We start from the raw sequence: 15,908 nt of genomic DNA on the forward strand, positions 1-15,908 counted from the left end.
GGTGCGTGGGCGGCTGCGGGTTGTGCGTGGCTGAGCGCGCAGTTCCCCGCACCCCTATGGGGCGCTGTCCAGCACCTCGTCGAGCAGTGCCGCCCATTGGGCCACCACCCGCTCCCGTCTCGCCCTGTCGTCCGTCAGGAGGTTTGCCAGGCCCAGGCCTCTCGCCATGTCCAGGAGGCCCTGGACCGTCTCGCGGGCGCCCGGGCGGGTCTCGTCGGCGTTGAGGAGGTCCACGGCGATGCGGTGGGTCTCGCGGCCGACCCGGGCTTCCAGTTCGGTGACCCGGGAGCGCAGCTGGTCCTCGTTGGAGGCGGCGACCCACAGGTGGAGGGCGGCGCGGAAGAGGGGGCCGGTGTAGAGGTCGACCAGGGCCGAGACGACGGCTCCGCGGTCGCCGGCCGTGCCCTGCGGGAACAGGGCGCGCAGGGCCGTGGAGCGTTCCTCGGCGACGTATTCGACGGCCGCCGTGAAAAGGTCCTCGCGGGTCGGGAAGTGGTGCTGGGCGGCGCCCCGGGAGACGCCGGCGCGTTCGGCGACGACGGCGACCGTGGAGCCCGCCCAGCCGTGTTCGGCGAGGCAGGCCACGGCGGCTTCCAGGAGCCGCTGCCGGGTGGCCCGGCTGCGGTCCTGTTTGGGGGCACGGTCCGGTTGGGGCCCGCGTGCGCGTTCCGTCGTACTCACACCACCCACGCCGCATCCCGTCGTTCGAGGAAGGCCGTCATCCCCTCGCGCGCGTCGTCGGAGGAGAACAGCCGGGCCGAGAGGGCGGTCAGGTGGGCCGCGTCCCGGTCGAATGTCTCCAGCACCCTAGCTGTGAGCAGCTGTTTCGTCTCGGCCAGGGCCTGGGGTGCGGAGCGGCGGATGCCGTCGAGGACGGGTTCGAGGGCGGTGTCCACGTCGTCGGCCGTGGTGGTGAGCAGGCCGAGGCGGACTGCTTCGGCGGGGGTGAAGCGTTCGCCGGTGAGGTAGTAGCGGGCGAGGGTCCTGGGGTCGGTGCGGGGCAGCAGGGGCAGGGAGATGACGGCGGGGGCGACTCCGATCCGCACCTCCGTGAAGGCGAAGGTGGACCCGGTGGAGGCGGCCGCGATGTCGCAGGCCGCGAGCAGGCCGATGCCACCCGCGCGGACGTGGCCGGTGACGCGGGCGACGACCGGCTTGGGCAGTTCGACGAGCCGGCGGAGGAGGCCGACCAGGGCGTCGGGGTGGGGTGGGTCGCGCAGGTCGGCGCCGGCGCTGAACGTCGTACCGGTGTGGGTGAGGACGACCGCGCGGACGTCGGGGTCCTTCGCGCAGTCGGTGAGGGCTTCGGCGAGTTCGGCGACGAGGGCGGCGGACAGGGCGTTGCGGGTGGTGGTGGAGTCGAGGCTGAGAGTGGTGACGGCGCGTGTGCGGGTCTGTCCGATCAACGTCACGGGCGCTCCTCGGGTTCCCGGGTCCTGGCGAGGTCGCGCAGTTCGCGGCGGAGGATCTTCCCGGAGGCCGCGCGGGGCACGCTGGTGATGAAGGTGACCTTGCGGACGCGTTTGTAGGGCGCGACGCGTTCGGCGACGTACAGCATGGTCTCGTTCTCGGTGAGGTCGCCGGCGGTGGGCTGGCGGACGACGAAGGCGTGCGGGATCTCGTTGCCGTCCTCGTTGTAGGCGCCGATGACGGCGGCGTCGGCGATGCCGGGGTGGGTGAGCAGGAGTGCCTCCAGTTCGGCGGGGGCCACCTGGAAGCCCTTGTACTTGATGAGTTCCTTGACCCGGTCGACGACGAACAGCCAGCCGTCGGTGTCGGCGTGGCCGACGTCCCCGGTGTGCAGCCAGCCGTCGCTGTCGATCATCGCGGCGGTGTCGTCGGGGCGGCCGAGGTAGCCCTTCATGACCTGCGGGCCGCGGATGAGGATCTCGCCGGGTTCGCCGGTGGCGACGTCCTTGTGCGGGTCGTCCAGGGACACGATCCGCATCTCGGTGCCGGCGATGAGCTTGCCGACCGTGCCGGGGGGTGCCTGGTGCATGGCGTCGAGGGGGACGACGTGGGTGCCGGGCGACAGCTCGGTCATGCCGTACGCCTGTCCGACCGGCGGCAGTCGGAGCCGTTTCGCGCAGGCCGCGGCGAGCTGCGCGTCCAGGGGCGCGGCGGCGCTCATGACGTACTTCAGGGACGACAGGTCGTACCGCTCGACCAGGGGGTGCTTGGCGAGGGCGAGGACGATCGGCGGGGCGACGTACAGGCCGGTGATGCGGTGGTTCTGGATGGCCGCGAGGAAGGTCTCCAGGTCGAAGCGGGGCAGGACGACGACCGTGGCGCCGTTGCGCAGGGGCGCGTTCATGAGCGCGGTGAGGCCGTAGATGTGGAAGAGCGGCAGGACGGCGAGGATGCGGTCGCCGGGGCCGGCCGGTACGGAGACGTCGAGCTGGGCGAGGTTGGTGGCGATCTGCCGGTGGGTGAGCATCACGCCCTTGGGGACGCCGGTGGTGCCGGAGGAGTACGGCAGTGCGGCGACGTCCTCGACGGGGTCGATGTCGACCTGCGGCTCGGGTGCGTCACCGGCGAGCATGTCGATCAGTGAGCGGTGGCCGGTGGCGCTGTCGCAGACGAATATCTCCTCGACGCCGCCCGCGAGTTCGGCTGCCCGGCGGGCGGTCTCCAGCAGTGGTGAGACGGTGACGATCCAGCGGGCCGCGCAGTCTGTGAGCTGTTTCGCGAACTCCTCGGGCGTGGCGAGCGGGTGCACGGTGGTGACGGCGGCACCCGCGCGCGTGGCCGCGTAGAACGCCGTCGGGAAGGCCACCGTGTTCGGGCTGTGCAGGGCGAGCACATCGCCCTTGCGGACGCCCGCGTCGGCGAACGCGGCGGCGATCCGCCGGTGGAACCGGTCCAGTTGTTCGTAGGTGAGGGTGGTGCCGTCGGTGCCGTCGATCAGGGCGGGCGCGGCGCCGAACTCGGCGGCCCGGCCCAGCACGGCCTCGTGGATGGGGAGTTCTACGGGCGGAACGTCTGCGTACTCGCTGCGGAACACGGTTCCTCCAAGGCGGCCTTGGGCCTCAGGGCGACGTCGGTGCGGCCTGGGTGCGACCTCAGTACGACTTGGGCAGGCCGAGGGTCTGGTGGGAGACGTAGTTGAGAATCATCTCCCTGCTCACCGGAGCAATACGAGCCACGCGCGCGGCCGTTATCAACGAGGCGAGCCCGAATTCCCGGGTCAGTCCGTTGCCGCCGAGGGTGTGCACGGCCTGGTCGACGGCCCGTACGCAGGCCTCTCCTGCCGCGTACTTCGCCATGTTGGCGGCCTCACCTGCGCCGACGTCGTCCCCGGCGTCGTAGAGGTGGGCGGCCTTCTGCATCATCAGGCGGGCGAGTTCGAGGTCGATGTGCGCCTGGGCGAGGGGGTGGGCGATGGCCTGGTGGGCGCCGATGGGGGCCTTCCAGACGGTGCGGTCGCGCGCGTACTCGATCGCCTTGGACAGCGCGTAGCGGCCCATGCCGATCGCGAACGCGGCCGTCATGACGCGTTCCGGGTTGAGGCCGGCGAAGAGCTGGAGGAGTCCGGCGTCCTCGTCGCCGACGAGCGCGTCCGCGGGCAGCCGTACGTCGTCCAGGGTGAGTTCGAACTGTTTTTCGGCCGCGTTGAGTTCCATGTCGATGGGGCGCTTCCGGAAGCCTTCGGCGTCCGTCGGGACGATGAACAGGCAGGGCTTGAGGCGTCCGGTGCGGGCGTCCTCGGTGCGGCCGACGATCAGGACGGCGTCGGCCAGGTCGACGCCGGAGATGAAGACCTTGCGGCCGGTGAGCAGCCAGTCGCCGCTCGCCGGGTCGCGGCGGGCGGTGGTGGTGATGCGGTGGGAGTTGGAGCCGGCGTCGGGTTCGGTGATGCCGAAGGCCATGAGGCGCGTGCCGTCGGAGAGTCCGGGGAGCCAGGCGCGCTTCTGCTCCTCGGTGCCGAAGCGGGAGATGACCGTGCCGCAGATGGCCGGTGAGACGACGAGCATGAGGAGCGGGGAGCCCGCCGCGCCGAGTTCTTCGAGGACGATGGAGAGTTCGGTGATGCCGCCGCCTCCGCCGCCGTGTTCCTCCGGGAGGTTGACGCCGAGGTAGCCCAGTTTTCCGGCCTCCTGCCAGAGTTCGGTCGGGGGGCGGCCTTCGGCGATCGTGCGGGTGATGTAGGTGCGGCCGTACTTGGCACCGAGGGCGGCCACCGCCGCGCGGAGTGCCTTGTGTTCGTCGGATTCGATCTGGGGGGTCACGGTGCTCCTTCGGGGGCGGGTCGTGTGTGGTCGCTCGCGCTCACGCGGCGGTAGCCGCATATCGATACAGCCCCGCGCCCCTAGAGGGGCGCTCGTACCACCGCCAGTAGGGAGCCTGGCTCGACCTGTTGGCCCACGGTCACCCTCAGCTCGCTCAGTGTCCCTGTCACCGGTGCCGTGATCTGGTGCTGCATCTTCATCGCCTCCAGCCAGAGGAGGGGCTGGCCGGCCTCCACCGTCGAGCCGGCCTCCAGGCCCTCCGCCACCCGTACGACCGTTCCGGGCATCGGCGCCAGGAGGGAGCCCGGGGCCAGCTGGGCCTTCGGGTCGGGGAAGCGGGGCAGGGCGGTGAGGGCCGTGTTGTTGACGTGGACCTGGTCGCCGTACCGGGCCACCCGGAACTTCCGGTGGACGCCGTCGATGTCGAGTACGACGAGATCCGCGCCGGCGTGCACGACGCGTACGCCGTCCGCCGTGCAGCCCTCGCGGGTGTGCCGGTAGCGGACCTCGTGCTCCTCGTCGGCCATCAGGTAGCGCTTGACCTGCGGTTGGGAGGGCACGTTGCGCCAGCCGCCGAGGCGTGAGCGGCCGTGGGCGTCGGCCAGGGCTGCGGCGAGGGGGGCGTGCGGGTCGGGGGCGGGCGCCGTCAGCTCGGCGAGATGGCGGTCGTAGAAGCCGGTGTCCATGCGGGCGGTCGTGAACTCCTGGTGGCGCAGGGAGCGGACCAGGAGGTCCCGGTTGGTGGTGGGGCCGTGCAGCGTGGTGCGGTCGAGCGCGTGCGCCAGCTTGCGCAGCGCCTCGGCGCGGGTGGGGGCGTGCGCGACGACTTTCGCGAGCATCGGGTCGTAGTGGACGCCGATCTCGTCGCCGTCGGTGTAGCCGGTGTCCAGGCGGACGCCGGCGGGCACGGCGAGACGGTGCAGGGTGCCGGTCTGGGGCGCCCAGTCGTGGGCGGGGTCCTCGGCGTAGAGGCGGGCCTCGACGGCGTGGCCGCGTGCGGACGGCGGGTCGAGGGGGAGGGCGTGGCCCTCGGCGACGCGCAGCTGTTCCGCGACCAGGTCGATGCCGAACACGGCCTCGGTGACGGGGTGTTCCACCTGGAGGCGGGTGTTCATCTCCAGGAAGTGCGGCTTTCCGTCGGCGACGAGGAACTCGACGGTGCCCGCGCCGACGTAGGCGACGGCGCGGGCGGCGCGTACGGCCAGCGCGTACAGCTCTTTCACGAGCCCGTCGGGGAGCCCGGGCGCCGGTGCCTCCTCGATGACCTTCTGGTGCCTGCGCTGGAGGGAGCAGTCGCGGGTGCCCAGCGGCCACACGGTGCCGTGGGTGTCCGCGAGGATCTGTACCTCCACATGGCGGCCCGACTCGAGGTACGGCTCGACGAACACCTCCCCGTCCCCGAAGGCGCTCGCGGCCTCGGCGCGGGCGCCCTCCAGGGCGGCGCCCAGGTCTTCGAGGCGGCGCACGACGCGCATGCCGCGCCCGCCGCCGCCCGCGGCCGCCTTCACCAGGACCGGCAGGTCGGACGCGGTGACCTCGCCGAGCGGCGCGATGCCCATCAGTTCCTTGGCACGGGTCTTGGACGCCATGGCCTCGATGGCCTCGGGCGGCGGCCCGATCCAGGCCAGGCCGGCGTCGAGGACGGCGCGCGCGAAGTCGGCGTTCTCGGAGAGGAAGCCGTACCCGGGATGCACGGCGTCCGCGCCCGCGTTCACGGCGGCCTTCACCACCAGGTCGCCGCGGAGATAGGTGTCGGCGGGCGTGGCGCCCGGCAGCCGTACCGCGGTGTCGGCCACGCGCGCGTGCAGGGCGTCCCGGTCGGCGTCGGAGTGCACGGCGACGGTGGCGATGCCGAGATCGGCACAGGTGCGGAAGATCCGGCAGGCGATCTCGCCGCGGTTGGCGACCAGCAGGGTCGAAATCACGTGATCCCTCACATCCGGAAGACGCCGAAGCCGCCCCGCGCGCCTTCGTAGGGGGCGGTGTGGATGGCGGACAGGGCAAGGCCGAGGACGGTCCGGGTGTCGCGCGGGTCGATGACGCCGTCGTCGTAGAGCCGCCCGGACAGGAACATCGGCAGCGACTCGGACTCGATCTGCTGCTCGACCATGGCACGCAGCGCCGCGTCGCCCTCCTCGTCGTACGGCAGGCCTTTCGCGGCGGCCGACTGGCGGGCGACGATCGACAGGACGCCCGCGAGCTGCTGCGGGCCCATGACGGCCGACTTGGCGCTGGGCCAGGCGAACAGGAACCGGGGGTCGTAGGCGCGTCCGCACATGCCGTAGTGCCCGGCGCCGTAGGAGGCGCCCATGAGGACGGAGATGTGCGGGACGCGGCTGTTGCTGACCGCGTTGATCATCATCGCGCCGTGCTTGATGATCCCGCCCTGCTCGTACTCCTTGCCGACCATGTAGCCGGTGGTGTTGTGGAGGAACAGCAGGGGGATGTCGCGCTGGTTGGCGAGCTGGATGAACTGGGCGGCCTTCTGCGACTCGGCGGAGAACAGGACGCCCTGGGCGTTGGCGAGGATGCCGACGGGGTAGCCGTGCAGGCTCGCCCAGCCGGTGGCGAGGCTCGTCCCGTACAGGGGCTTGAACTCGTCGAAGTCGGAGCCGTCGACGAGACGGGCGATCACCTCGCGCGGGTCGAAGGGGACCTTGAGGTCGCCGGGGACGACGCCGAGCAGTTCCTCGGGGTCGTACTTCGGCGGTTCGGCGGGGCCGGGGTCGGCGTGGGCCTTGCGGTGGTTGAGGCGGGCGACCACCCGCCGGGCCTGGCGCAGCGCGTCCGGTTCGTCGACGGCGAAGTAGTCGGCGAGACCCGACACGCGCGCGTGCATCTCGGCGCCGCCCAGGGACTCGTCGTCGCTCTCCTCGCCGGTCGCCATCTTCACGAGGGGCGGCCCGCCGAGGAAGACCTTGGCACGTTCCTTGACCATGATCACGTGGTCGGACATGCCGGGGATGTACGCGCCGCCCGCGGTCGAGTTGCCGAAGACGACGGCGACGGTGGGGATGCCGGCGGCCGAGAGCCGGGTCAGGTCCCGGAAGATGGCGCCGCCCGGGATGAAGATCTCCTTCTGCGAGGGCAGGTCGGCGCCGCCGGACTCGACCAGGCTGATGCAGGGCAGCCGGTTGGCGAGGGCGATGTCGTCGGCGCGCAGGGCCTTCTTCAGCGACCAGGGGTTGCTGGCGCCGCCGCGCACGGTCGGGTCGTTGGCCGTGATCAGGCACTCCACGCCCTCGACCACCCCGATCCCGGTGACGAGCGAGGCCCCCACGGCGTAATCGCTGCCCCAGGCGGCCAGTGGTGACAGCTCCAGGAAGGGCGTGTCCGGGTCGAGGAGCAGTTCGATGCGCTCCCGGGCGAGGAGCTTGCCGCGCTTGCGGTGCCGTGCCACATATTTCTCGCCGCCGCCCGCGAGGGCCTTGGCGTGCTCGGCCTCCAGGTCGGTGAGCCTGGCGAGCATGGCGTCGCGGTTGGCCCGGAAATCGGGCGTGTTCGTGTCGAGGGTGGTCTCGATGACCGTCACAGCAGGGCCTCCGGGATGTCCAGGTGGCGGGAGCGGAGCCATTCGCCGAGGGCCTTGGCCTGGGGGTCGAAACGGTGCTGGGCGGCCACCCCCTGGCCGAGGATGCCCGCGACGGTGAAGTTGACGGCGCGGAGGCCGGGAAGGACGTGCCGGGTGACGGTCAGTCCGCCGGTCTCGGGCAGCAGTCCTCGGAACGCGTCGACGGTCAGGGTGTGCGCGAGCCAGCGCCAGGCCTCCTCGGAGCGCGCCCAGACGCCGACGTTGGCGCTGCCGCCCTTGTCCCCGCTGCGGGCCCCGGCGACGAGTCCGAGCGGCGCCCGCCGTGTGGGTCCCGCCGGGTACGGCTCGGGCAGCGGCGGTTCCGGCAGGTCCCGGAGTACGAGGGTGTCCCGGGCCGGCGGCACTGGCGTCCGCCGGCCGTCGTGGAGGACGGCCACATGGGGCACCTCCTCCTGGGGGACGTACCCGTCCTCGAAGACCCCATAGGGCGCGCCCTTGCCAGGTGGCGCGAGCACATGGAAGCCGGGATAGCTGGCGAGAGCCAGTTCCACGGCGGCGCCGCTCAGCGCCCGGCCGACGGTGTCCTGGCCGGGGTCCCGCACGACGAGCCGGAGCAGGGCGCTGGCCGTCTCCTCGGTGTCCGCGTCGGGCCGGTCCGTGCGGACGAGTTCCCACCGGACCTCGTCGGGCGGCGACTTGGCGAGCGCCTCGGTCATCTGCTCCCGCACCAGCGTGGCCTTCGCCTCGATGTCGAGGCCGGTGAGCACGAAGACGACCTCGTTGCGGAAACCGCCGAGCCGGTTGCGGCCGACCTTGAGCGTGGGGGGCGGTGCCTCGCCCCGGACGCCCTCGATCCGTACCCGGTCGGGGCCGTCCTGACGCAGCCGGACCGTGTCGAGGCGGGCGGTGACGTCGGGTCCCGGATAGCGGGCGCCGCCGGTCTCGTAGAGGAGCTGGGCGGTCACCGTGCCGACGTCGACCAGGCCGCCGGTGCCGGGGTGTTTCGTGATGACACAGCTGCCGTCCTCGTGGACTTCGGCGAGCGGGAAGCCGGGCCGCCGCAGGTCCCGGCCCGCGTCGCCCGCCGCGGCGAAGAAGGCGTAGTTGCCGCCGGTGGCCTGGGTCCCGCACTCCAGGACGTGCCCGGCGACCACGGCGCCCGCGAGCCGGTCGTACGCGTCCGGCCCCCAGCCGAAGTGGGCGGCGGCGGGCCCGGTGACCAGGGCCGCGTCGGTCACCCGCCCGGTGACCACGATGTCGGCGCCGGCCCGCAGGCACTCGGCGATCCCGAAGCCGCCGAGGTAGGCGTGGGCGGCGAGGCTGCCGGGGTGGGCGGCGGTGAGGTCGTCGCCCTCCACATGTGCGACACGCACAGGGATGCCGAGCCGGTCGGCCAGCTTCCGTACGGCGTCGGCGAGTCCGGCGGGATTGAGCCCGCCCGCGTTCGTGACGATCCGTACGCCCCGCTCCCGGGCGAGACCCAGGCAGTCCTCCAGCTGGCGCAGGAAGGTGCGGGCGTATCCGGCACCGGGGTCCTTGAGGCGGTCGCGGCCCAGGATGAGCATGGTCAGCTCGGCGAGGTAGTCGCCGGTGAGGACGTCGAGTTCGCCTCCGGTCAGCATCTCGCGCATCGCGTCGAAACGGTCGCCGTAGAAACCGGAGGCGTTGCCTATGCGGAGGGTCACGCCGGGCCGCCCTTCGGACCGGCCTTCGAGCCGCCGGACTTCGAGCCGCCGGACTTCGGTGTGCGGCCGGGGCCGGGTGGGCCCGCGAAGGCCTGGGCGATGTCCAACCAGCGGTCGGCGTCCGGTCCGACGGAGTCCAGCGCGAGATCGGCACGGTGGGCGCGCTGGGTGACCAGGAGACAGAAGTCGAGGGCGGTACCGGTGACGCGGTCGTCGGCGTCCTCGGGCCCGTACGTCCACAGCTCGCCGGACGGCGCGGTCAGCTCGACGCGGAACTCCTCGAACGGCACGGGCAGTCCGTGCACGCCGAAGGCGAAGTCGCGGGTACGGACACCGAGGCGGGCGATGTGCCGGAGCCGGTCGGTCGGGGTGCGGGTGACACCCACCGTGTCCGCGATGTCCAGGCCGTGCGCCCAGGTCTCCATGAGCCGGGCGGTGGCCATGGAGGCGACCGCCATGGGCGGGCCGTACCAGGGGAAGCGTGCCCGCGGGGGCGCGGTGCGCAGCGCCTCCGCCAGGGCCTGGCGACCGGCCCGCCAGTCCGTCAGCAACTGCCCGGACGGCTTGGCCGCGCCCTCCTCCGCCCCGTTGTCCACGAAGTCCCCGGGCTGGGCGAGGGCCTTCTCGACCTCGCGCGCGAAGGCGTCCTGGTCGGTCACGGCCAGCAGGGAGGAGTGGTCGGTCCAGGCGAGATGGGCGATCTGGTGGGCGACGGTCCAGCGCGGCGCGGGGGTGGGCAGGGCCCACTGCTCGGTACCCAACCCGGCCACCAGCCGGTCGAGTTCCTCGCTCTCCGCACACAGGTCGTCGATGACGGGCGTCGGATCGGACATGGGGAGGAGCATGGCAGCGCCACCAGAAACAATCAAGCGTGCTTGCATTAATTCCGGACGGGGTCCGGGCCGGGTGGTCCTTGGTGACATCCGGGGTGATCCTGGGGCATCCCTTGGGTCGGCCCGGCGTGGCAACGGTGGCCCTATGCCCTATGTTCGATGCGAACATCCGGCGATGGAGTGATGTGTGGGGCGTACGGGGCGTGCGGAGCACTGATGAACCGGCCGTGGGGGCGCAGGCAACGGCCTTCGTAGCACCCACGGCGAGCGGTCACCCGACGGCCGCGGTGGCCGCGGACGCGGGGGCCCGGGACGGGCGGACCGCGAATGCGGGGGCCGAGGGCGCGGGGGCCGAGGCTGCGGGGGCCGAGGCTGCGGGGGCCGAGGCTGCGGGGGCCGAGGGTCGGGCTCCGCGGGAACTCCCGCGCTTCTGGCCCCTCTTCCTGGTGGCCGCCGCCGTGTTGCCCGGTACCGGCCTCTTCCTCCTCGGCCAGGGCGTGAGCAAGGCCGCGTTGCAGGCCTGGCAGACGGTGTGTCTCGCGGTGATCGTGCAGGCGACGCCGTTCCTGCTGCTCGGTACGGCACTGTCGGGGGCGATCAACGCGTTCGTGCCGGAGCGGGTGTTCACCCGGCTGCTGCCGAAGCGGCCCGCGCTGGCCGTGCCGGTCGCCGGGATCGCGGGCGTGGTGCTGCCGGGGTGCGAGTGCGCGTCGGTGCCGGTGGCGGGCAGTCTGATCGGGCGCGGGGTCACCCCGGCCGCCGCTTTCGCGTTCCTGCTCTCCGCGCCCGCCATCAACCCGGTGGTGCTGACCGCCACCGCCATCGCGTTCCCCGGCACCCCCCTCATGGTGCTGGCCCGGCTGGTCGCCTCGCTGGTGACCGCGGCCGTGATGGGCTGGCTGTGGCTGTGGCTGGGCCGGGAGGAGTGGCTGCGGCCCGCCGTCCGGCACACCGGGCACCAGCCGGGGCACCGCCGGTGGACGGAGTTCCGGCGCGCCTTCCAGCACGACTTCCTCCAGGCGGGCGGCTTCCTGGTGGTCGGTGCCATGGCCGCGGCCACCTTCAACGTCGCCGTACCGCGCTCGGTGCTCGACACCTTCTCCGGTTCGCCCTGGCTGTCGGTGCTGTTCCTGGCGGCGCTGGCGGTCATCCTCGCGGTGTGCTCGGAGGCGGACGCGTTCGTGGCGTCGTCACTCACCGGCTTCTCGCCCACCGCCCGGCTGGCCTTCATGGTCGTCGGACCCATGGTCGACCTGAAGTTGATCGCCCTCCAGGCGGGTACGTTCGGACGGGCCTTCGCGGCCCGTTTCTCGGCGGCCACGACGGTCGTCGCGGTCCTGTGCGCGGTGCTGGTCGGAGGGGTGCTGCTGTGAGACGTCCGCTCCAGGTGACCCTGCTGGTCCTCAGCGGTCTGGGCCTGCTGCACTCCGCCCTCTTCACCGACGTGTGCCTGCGCTACGTCAAGCCGGGCATGCGGCCGCTGCTGATCGTGTCCGGGTTCGTGCTGCTGGTGCTGGGCATCGCGGAGGCGGCGGCGCGGGAGGGCGGGACACGGGAGGGGAGGAAGGGACACGGACGACATGGGGGCCACGCACACGATGACGGCTCGGCACACGGTGACGGCTCGGCCCACGGTGACGGCTCGGCCCACGGGCACGACCACTCGGCCGTCCCCCGGGTCGCCTGGCTGCTTCTGCTGCCCGCGTTGAGCCTGCTCTTCTATGCCCCGCCGGCGCTCGGTGCCTACACCGCCTCCCGGCAGCCCGCGAAGGTGGTGGCGGCGCAGGACAGTTTCGATCCGCTGCCGAAGACCTCACCACTGCCCATCACGCTCACGGATTTCACCACCCGTGTGCAGCAGGACCGCACACTCGCCCTCAAGGGGCGGACGGTGCAGATGAGCGGTCTGGTCACGCCCGTCGCCGGGGGCGGCAGCTGGGATCTGACGCGGATCATCATCTCCTGCTGCGCCGCCGACGCGCAGTCCGTGAAGGTACGGATCTACAGCAACAGCGTGCCGCCCGCCAACACCTGGGTGTCGGTCACCGGGAACTGGCATCCCGGCGGGAAGCTGGGCACGAAGTCCGCGCCGGTCGCGCTGGACGCGGAGACCGTGAAGAAGATCCAGCGCCCGTCGAACGGCTATCAGGACGCGCTGCCGTTCCCCTCCGGCTGAGAGCCGGTCACCGGCACCGGCCACCCACCGGCCCCGTGCTCCTGCTCCTGCTCCTGCTCCTGCTGGGCGCCGACGACCTGCTCCGGCTGGGCGCCGATCACCGGCACGGGCTCCGCCTGCGGGCCGCCCGCCGGCCGGTTGCCACCGCGGCCCACCTGGCTGCGGACCGCGCCGATGCTCGCCGCGATGACGAGGGCGATGGCGGCGGCTTCGGTGGCCGTCAGCGCCTGGTCGAGGATGAGGAAGCCGGCCGTGGCGGCGATGGCCGGTTCCAGGCTCATGAGGACGGCGAAGGTGTGGGCGGGCAGCCGCCGCAGCGCGAGGAGTTCGAGGGTGTAGGGCAGCACGGAGGAGAGGATCGCGACCGACGAGCCGAGGGCGAGGGTGGTCGGATCGAGGAGCCTGGTGCCGGCGTCGGCGATGCCCAGCGGGAGGAACAGCAGGGCCGCGACCGCCATGGCCAGGGCGAGGCCGTCGGCCTGCGGGAAGCGGCGGCCCGTACGGGCACTGAAGATGATGTAGGTGGCCCACATGGCGCCGGCCGCCACGGCGAGGGCGACGCCTATGGGGTCGAGGCCGCCGAACCCTCCGCCGCCGAGCAGGAAGACACCGCCCAGCGCCAGTCCCGCCCAGAGCACGTTGATGAGGCGCCGGGAGACCAGCACGGAGAGGGCCAGCGGGCCCAGGACCTCGAGGGTGACGGCGGTGCCCAGCGGGATGCGGTCGACGGCCTCGTAGAACAGGCCGTTCATGGCACCCATGGTGACGCCGAAGACGACGACCGTCCCCCAGTCGGTGCGGGAGTGGCCGCGCAGCCGGGGCCGGCAGACGACGAGCAGCACCACGGCGGCGGCGAACAGCCGCAGCGCCACCACCCCGAGCGCGCCCGCCCTGGGCATCAGGGTCACCGCGATGGCGGCGCCGAACTGCACGGAGACCCCACCGGCCAGCACCAGCCCGACAGGACCGAGCGAGCCGAGCCGGCCCGGGCTCGCCGTGGCGGCGGACGTGGACACGGAGGTGGACGTCGACTGCGGGGTGCTGGGGGTGGTCACGGGCGTTCCAGAGGGCTCGTCGTTCATTGCGATGCACTGTCCAGTCCAGGGTAATAGACTTGGACAGGCGCGTGAACCCTTTATGGAACTGTCCGTGGAACCGTCCTGGATGCTGAGATGCGACGGCTTCGGCGGGGCGGCGGCTCAGATACCCGGCCAGGGTTCCTCGTCGCGGAACAGGGGGCGGCCGTCGGAGAGGGTGGTGGGCACGCTGGTCCCGTGGTCGGCCCCCGTGGGGGCCGCCTGCACGTAGCCCGCATCCATGTGCGGTGCACCCATGTGGGGCGCACCCGTGTGGGGCGCACCCGTGTGGGGCGCACCCATGTGGGCCTCGTACATGGGCTGGGGCCATAGGCCTGCGGCCGCGTACACGTCGTGGTCGTAGTCGTAGGGGTGCGCGTTCCCGTACGGCTGCTGCTGGTAGGCGTAGCCGTCGGCCCGCGCCCCCGCGTAGGAGACCTGCGGCGCGGGCTGCTGGACCGGCGGGGCGGTGTGTTCGGCGAACAGGGGCAGGCGCAGTTCGCCGGTGTCCATGATCGCGTTGTTCTGCGAGCGGTGCAGCCGGGAGTAGGCGCCGCCGCGGGCGAGGAGTTCGTCGTGGCGGCCGGTCTCGACGATGCGGCCCCGGTCCACGACGAGGATGCGGTCGGCGTCGGGGGCGAGGTTGAGGTCGTGCGTGATCATGATCGTGGTTCGGCCGGTCATCAGGCGGCGCAGCGGTTTGACGACGCGGCGCGCGGCCATCGAGTCCAGGCCGGTGGTCGGTTCGTCGAGGACCAGGACGGGGGCGTCGCGCAGGATGGCGCGCGCGATCGCCAGGCGCTGGAGCTGACCGCCGGAGAGCCGGGCCGAGTTGGGGTCCACCTTGGTGTCGTAGCCGTCGGGGAGCCGGACGATGAAGTCGTGCGCGTCGGCGGCCTTCGCCGCGTCCTCGATGGCCTGGTCACTGGCGCCGGGGCGGCCGCAGGCGATGTTGGCGCGCACGGTGTCGTGCAGGACCAGGGTCTCCTGGGGCAGGAGGGTGATGTACTCGCGCAGCCGGGCCAGCGGGAAGTCACGCAGGGGCACGCCGTCGAGGAGGACCTCGCCGCTGTCCGGGTCGTAGAAGCGGAGCAGCATCTTGGAGACGGTGGACTTGCCGGCGCCGCTGGGGCCGGTGATGATCACGAGTTCCCCGGGGCTGACGGCGAAGGAGAGACCCTCCAGGGCGGTCTTGTCGGCGCCGGGGTAGCGGAAGCCGACGTCCCGGACCTCGATGGCGCCGTCGGGCCGGCCGGAGTCGGTGCCGGTGCGCGGGTCGGTGACCGAGGGCCGCACGTCGAGGATCTCGATCAGCCGTTCCGCGCCCGCCGTGGCGGCGGTGATGGTGAGGCCGAGCTGGGCGAGGCCGCGCACCGGCGGGTAGAGGTAGCCGAGGAAGGCGGAGAAGGCGAGGAGCTGGCCGAGGGTCATACGGCCGGTGGAGATCTCCCAGGCGCCGATGCCGATCACCGCGAGGACGCAGACGGTCTCGATGACCTGGACGAGTTGTTCGTAGGCCTCGTTGAGGCGGGTGGAGCGGACGGAGGCACGGAACCAGGCGCTCGCCTCCTCGTTCAGCCGGCGGCGTTCGGCGTCCCGGCGGTCGTAGGCCTGGGTGAGCACGATGTTGCCGAGGGACTCCTCGACGACGGACGTGATCGCGCCGTCGGCGACCCGGCCCTCCCGGGACACGTCCTTGATGGAGCCGGAGAAACGGCGTGCGGCCAGCCAGAACAGCGGGGCGAGGACGAAGGTGGCGGCGGCCAGGTCCCAGCGCAGCCAGAACGCGGCGGCCGCGTAGAAGATGGCGCTGAACAGGGCGGACGCGGCACCGACCAGGCCGGACACGACCAGGGTCTCGATGGCGTCGACGTCGCTGGTCAGACGGGAGAGCAGGTCGCCCTGGCGGTGGCGCTGGAAGAAGTGCGGGGGCAGTTGCTGGACGTGGTCGAAGACGTGTTCCCGCAGCCGCATCACGAAGCGTTCGGTGGTCCAGGCGGCCAGGGAGTTGCCGGCGTACGCGACGATCGCGCCGACGACCGCGATGCCCAGCCATTTGGTCGCCGGGCTCCAGAAGGCGCTCAGCGAGCCCTCCTGTAGGGCGTGGTCGGTGAGGTCGCTGAAGAGGAGGATGGCCTCGGTCTCGGCGAGCGCGGCGATCACCGTGCACACCCAGACGATCACCAGCCAGCCGCGCAGACCCCTGGTCAGCGGCCAGAAGCGGCGGAAGGCGGTGCGGGACGGGATGGTGGGCGTGTACTCGTCGTCGTCCTCGTACTCGTCGTCCGCGTCGTCCGTATTGCCCGCGTATTCCGAGTCGTCGACTCCGTACTCGTATTCCTTGCCGTCACTCTCCTTCTTCAGGTGCATTTCACAC

At 72.3% G+C, this 15,908-nt stretch carries 12 protein-coding genes; 2 read left to right on the forward strand and 10 right to left on the reverse strand.

What is annotated here, in order from left to right; genetic code table 11:
* Window positions 1-54 precede the first annotated feature (54 nt).
* The 8 genes from AAW13_RS12705 to AAW13_RS12740 all read right to left on the reverse strand — a co-directional run bounded on the left by AAW13_RS12705 (window position 55) and on the right by AAW13_RS12740 (window position 10,279).
* Window positions 55-690, reverse strand: a complete 636-nt coding sequence (locus tag AAW13_RS12705) for a TetR/AcrR family transcriptional regulator (protein WP_071659524.1) — start codon at window positions 688-690, stop codon at window positions 55-57.
* Entirely contained in the window at window positions 678-1,412 is a 735-nt protein-coding gene (locus tag AAW13_RS12710; RefSeq protein ID WP_046734041.1) for an enoyl-CoA hydratase family protein, read from the reverse strand. Before AAW13_RS12710 ends, AAW13_RS12705 begins: the two co-directional genes overlap by 13 nt.
* Window positions 1,409-3,004 (reverse strand): 4-coumarate--CoA ligase family protein, encoded by a 1,596-nt coding sequence (locus AAW13_RS12715; protein WP_046734042.1) that lies wholly within the window; start codon window positions 3,002-3,004, stop codon window positions 1,409-1,411. Before AAW13_RS12715 ends, AAW13_RS12710 begins: the two co-directional genes overlap by 4 nt.
* Window positions 3,005-3,062: 58 nt before the next feature.
* Window positions 3,063-4,229 carry an acyl-CoA dehydrogenase family protein gene (locus AAW13_RS12720; RefSeq protein WP_046734043.1) on the reverse strand — a complete coding sequence of 389 codons (1,167 nt, stop codon included), beginning with the start codon at window positions 4,227-4,229 and terminating at the stop codon, window positions 3,063-3,065.
* Window positions 4,230-4,309: 80 nt separating this feature from the next.
* A complete protein-coding gene (locus tag AAW13_RS12725) occupies window positions 4,310-6,154 on the reverse strand; it encodes an acetyl/propionyl/methylcrotonyl-CoA carboxylase subunit alpha (RefSeq protein ID WP_046734044.1) in 1,845 nt (614 codons plus the stop codon).
* Window positions 6,155-6,162: 8 nt separating this feature from the next.
* A complete protein-coding gene (locus AAW13_RS12730; protein ID WP_046734045.1) occupies window positions 6,163-7,761 on the reverse strand; it encodes an acyl-CoA carboxylase subunit beta in 1,599 nt (532 codons plus the stop codon).
* Entirely contained in the window at window positions 7,758-9,446 is a 1,689-nt protein-coding gene (locus AAW13_RS12735) for an acyclic terpene utilization AtuA family protein (protein ID WP_071659525.1), read from the reverse strand. Before AAW13_RS12735 ends, AAW13_RS12730 begins: the two co-directional genes overlap by 4 nt.
* Window positions 9,443-10,279 carry a TIGR03084 family metal-binding protein gene (locus AAW13_RS12740; RefSeq protein ID WP_046734085.1) on the reverse strand — a complete coding sequence of 279 codons (837 nt, stop codon included), beginning with the start codon at window positions 10,277-10,279 and terminating at the stop codon, window positions 9,443-9,445. The genes AAW13_RS12735 and AAW13_RS12740 overlap by 4 nt, the downstream gene beginning before the upstream one ends.
* A gap of 152 nt (window positions 10,280-10,431) precedes the next feature.
* Here AAW13_RS12740 and AAW13_RS12745 point away from each other — a divergent pair, with 152 nt between their 5' ends.
* The gene (locus AAW13_RS12745) at window positions 10,432-11,652 is read left to right on the forward strand and encodes a permease (protein WP_079178792.1); all 1,221 of its coding nucleotides are present in this window, start codon (window positions 10,432-10,434) and stop codon (window positions 11,650-11,652) included.
* Window positions 11,649-12,455, forward strand: coding sequence for a TIGR03943 family putative permease subunit (locus AAW13_RS12750; RefSeq protein ID WP_046734047.1), 807 nt, complete (start codon window positions 11,649-11,651; stop codon window positions 12,453-12,455). The genes AAW13_RS12745 and AAW13_RS12750 overlap by 4 nt, the downstream gene beginning before the upstream one ends.
* Here the strand turns inward: AAW13_RS12750 and AAW13_RS12755 are convergent.
* Both AAW13_RS12755 and AAW13_RS12760 read right to left on the reverse strand, forming a co-directional pair.
* Complete coding sequence (locus AAW13_RS12755; protein WP_420855456.1) at window positions 12,425-13,510, reverse strand: EamA family transporter; 1,086 nt, start codon at window positions 13,508-13,510, stop codon at window positions 12,425-12,427. The genes AAW13_RS12750 and AAW13_RS12755 overlap by 31 nt on opposite strands.
* 144 nt (window positions 13,511-13,654) lie before the next feature.
* A complete protein-coding gene (locus tag AAW13_RS12760) occupies window positions 13,655-15,901 on the reverse strand; it encodes an ABC transporter ATP-binding protein (RefSeq protein ID WP_240528608.1) in 2,247 nt (748 codons plus the stop codon).
* Window positions 15,902-15,908: the final 7 nt, after the last annotated feature.

Origin of the sequence: Streptomyces humi (genome assembly GCF_001005085.2) — a bacterium.
GTDB lineage: Bacteria > Actinomycetota > Actinomycetes > Streptomycetales > Streptomycetaceae > Streptomyces > Streptomyces humi.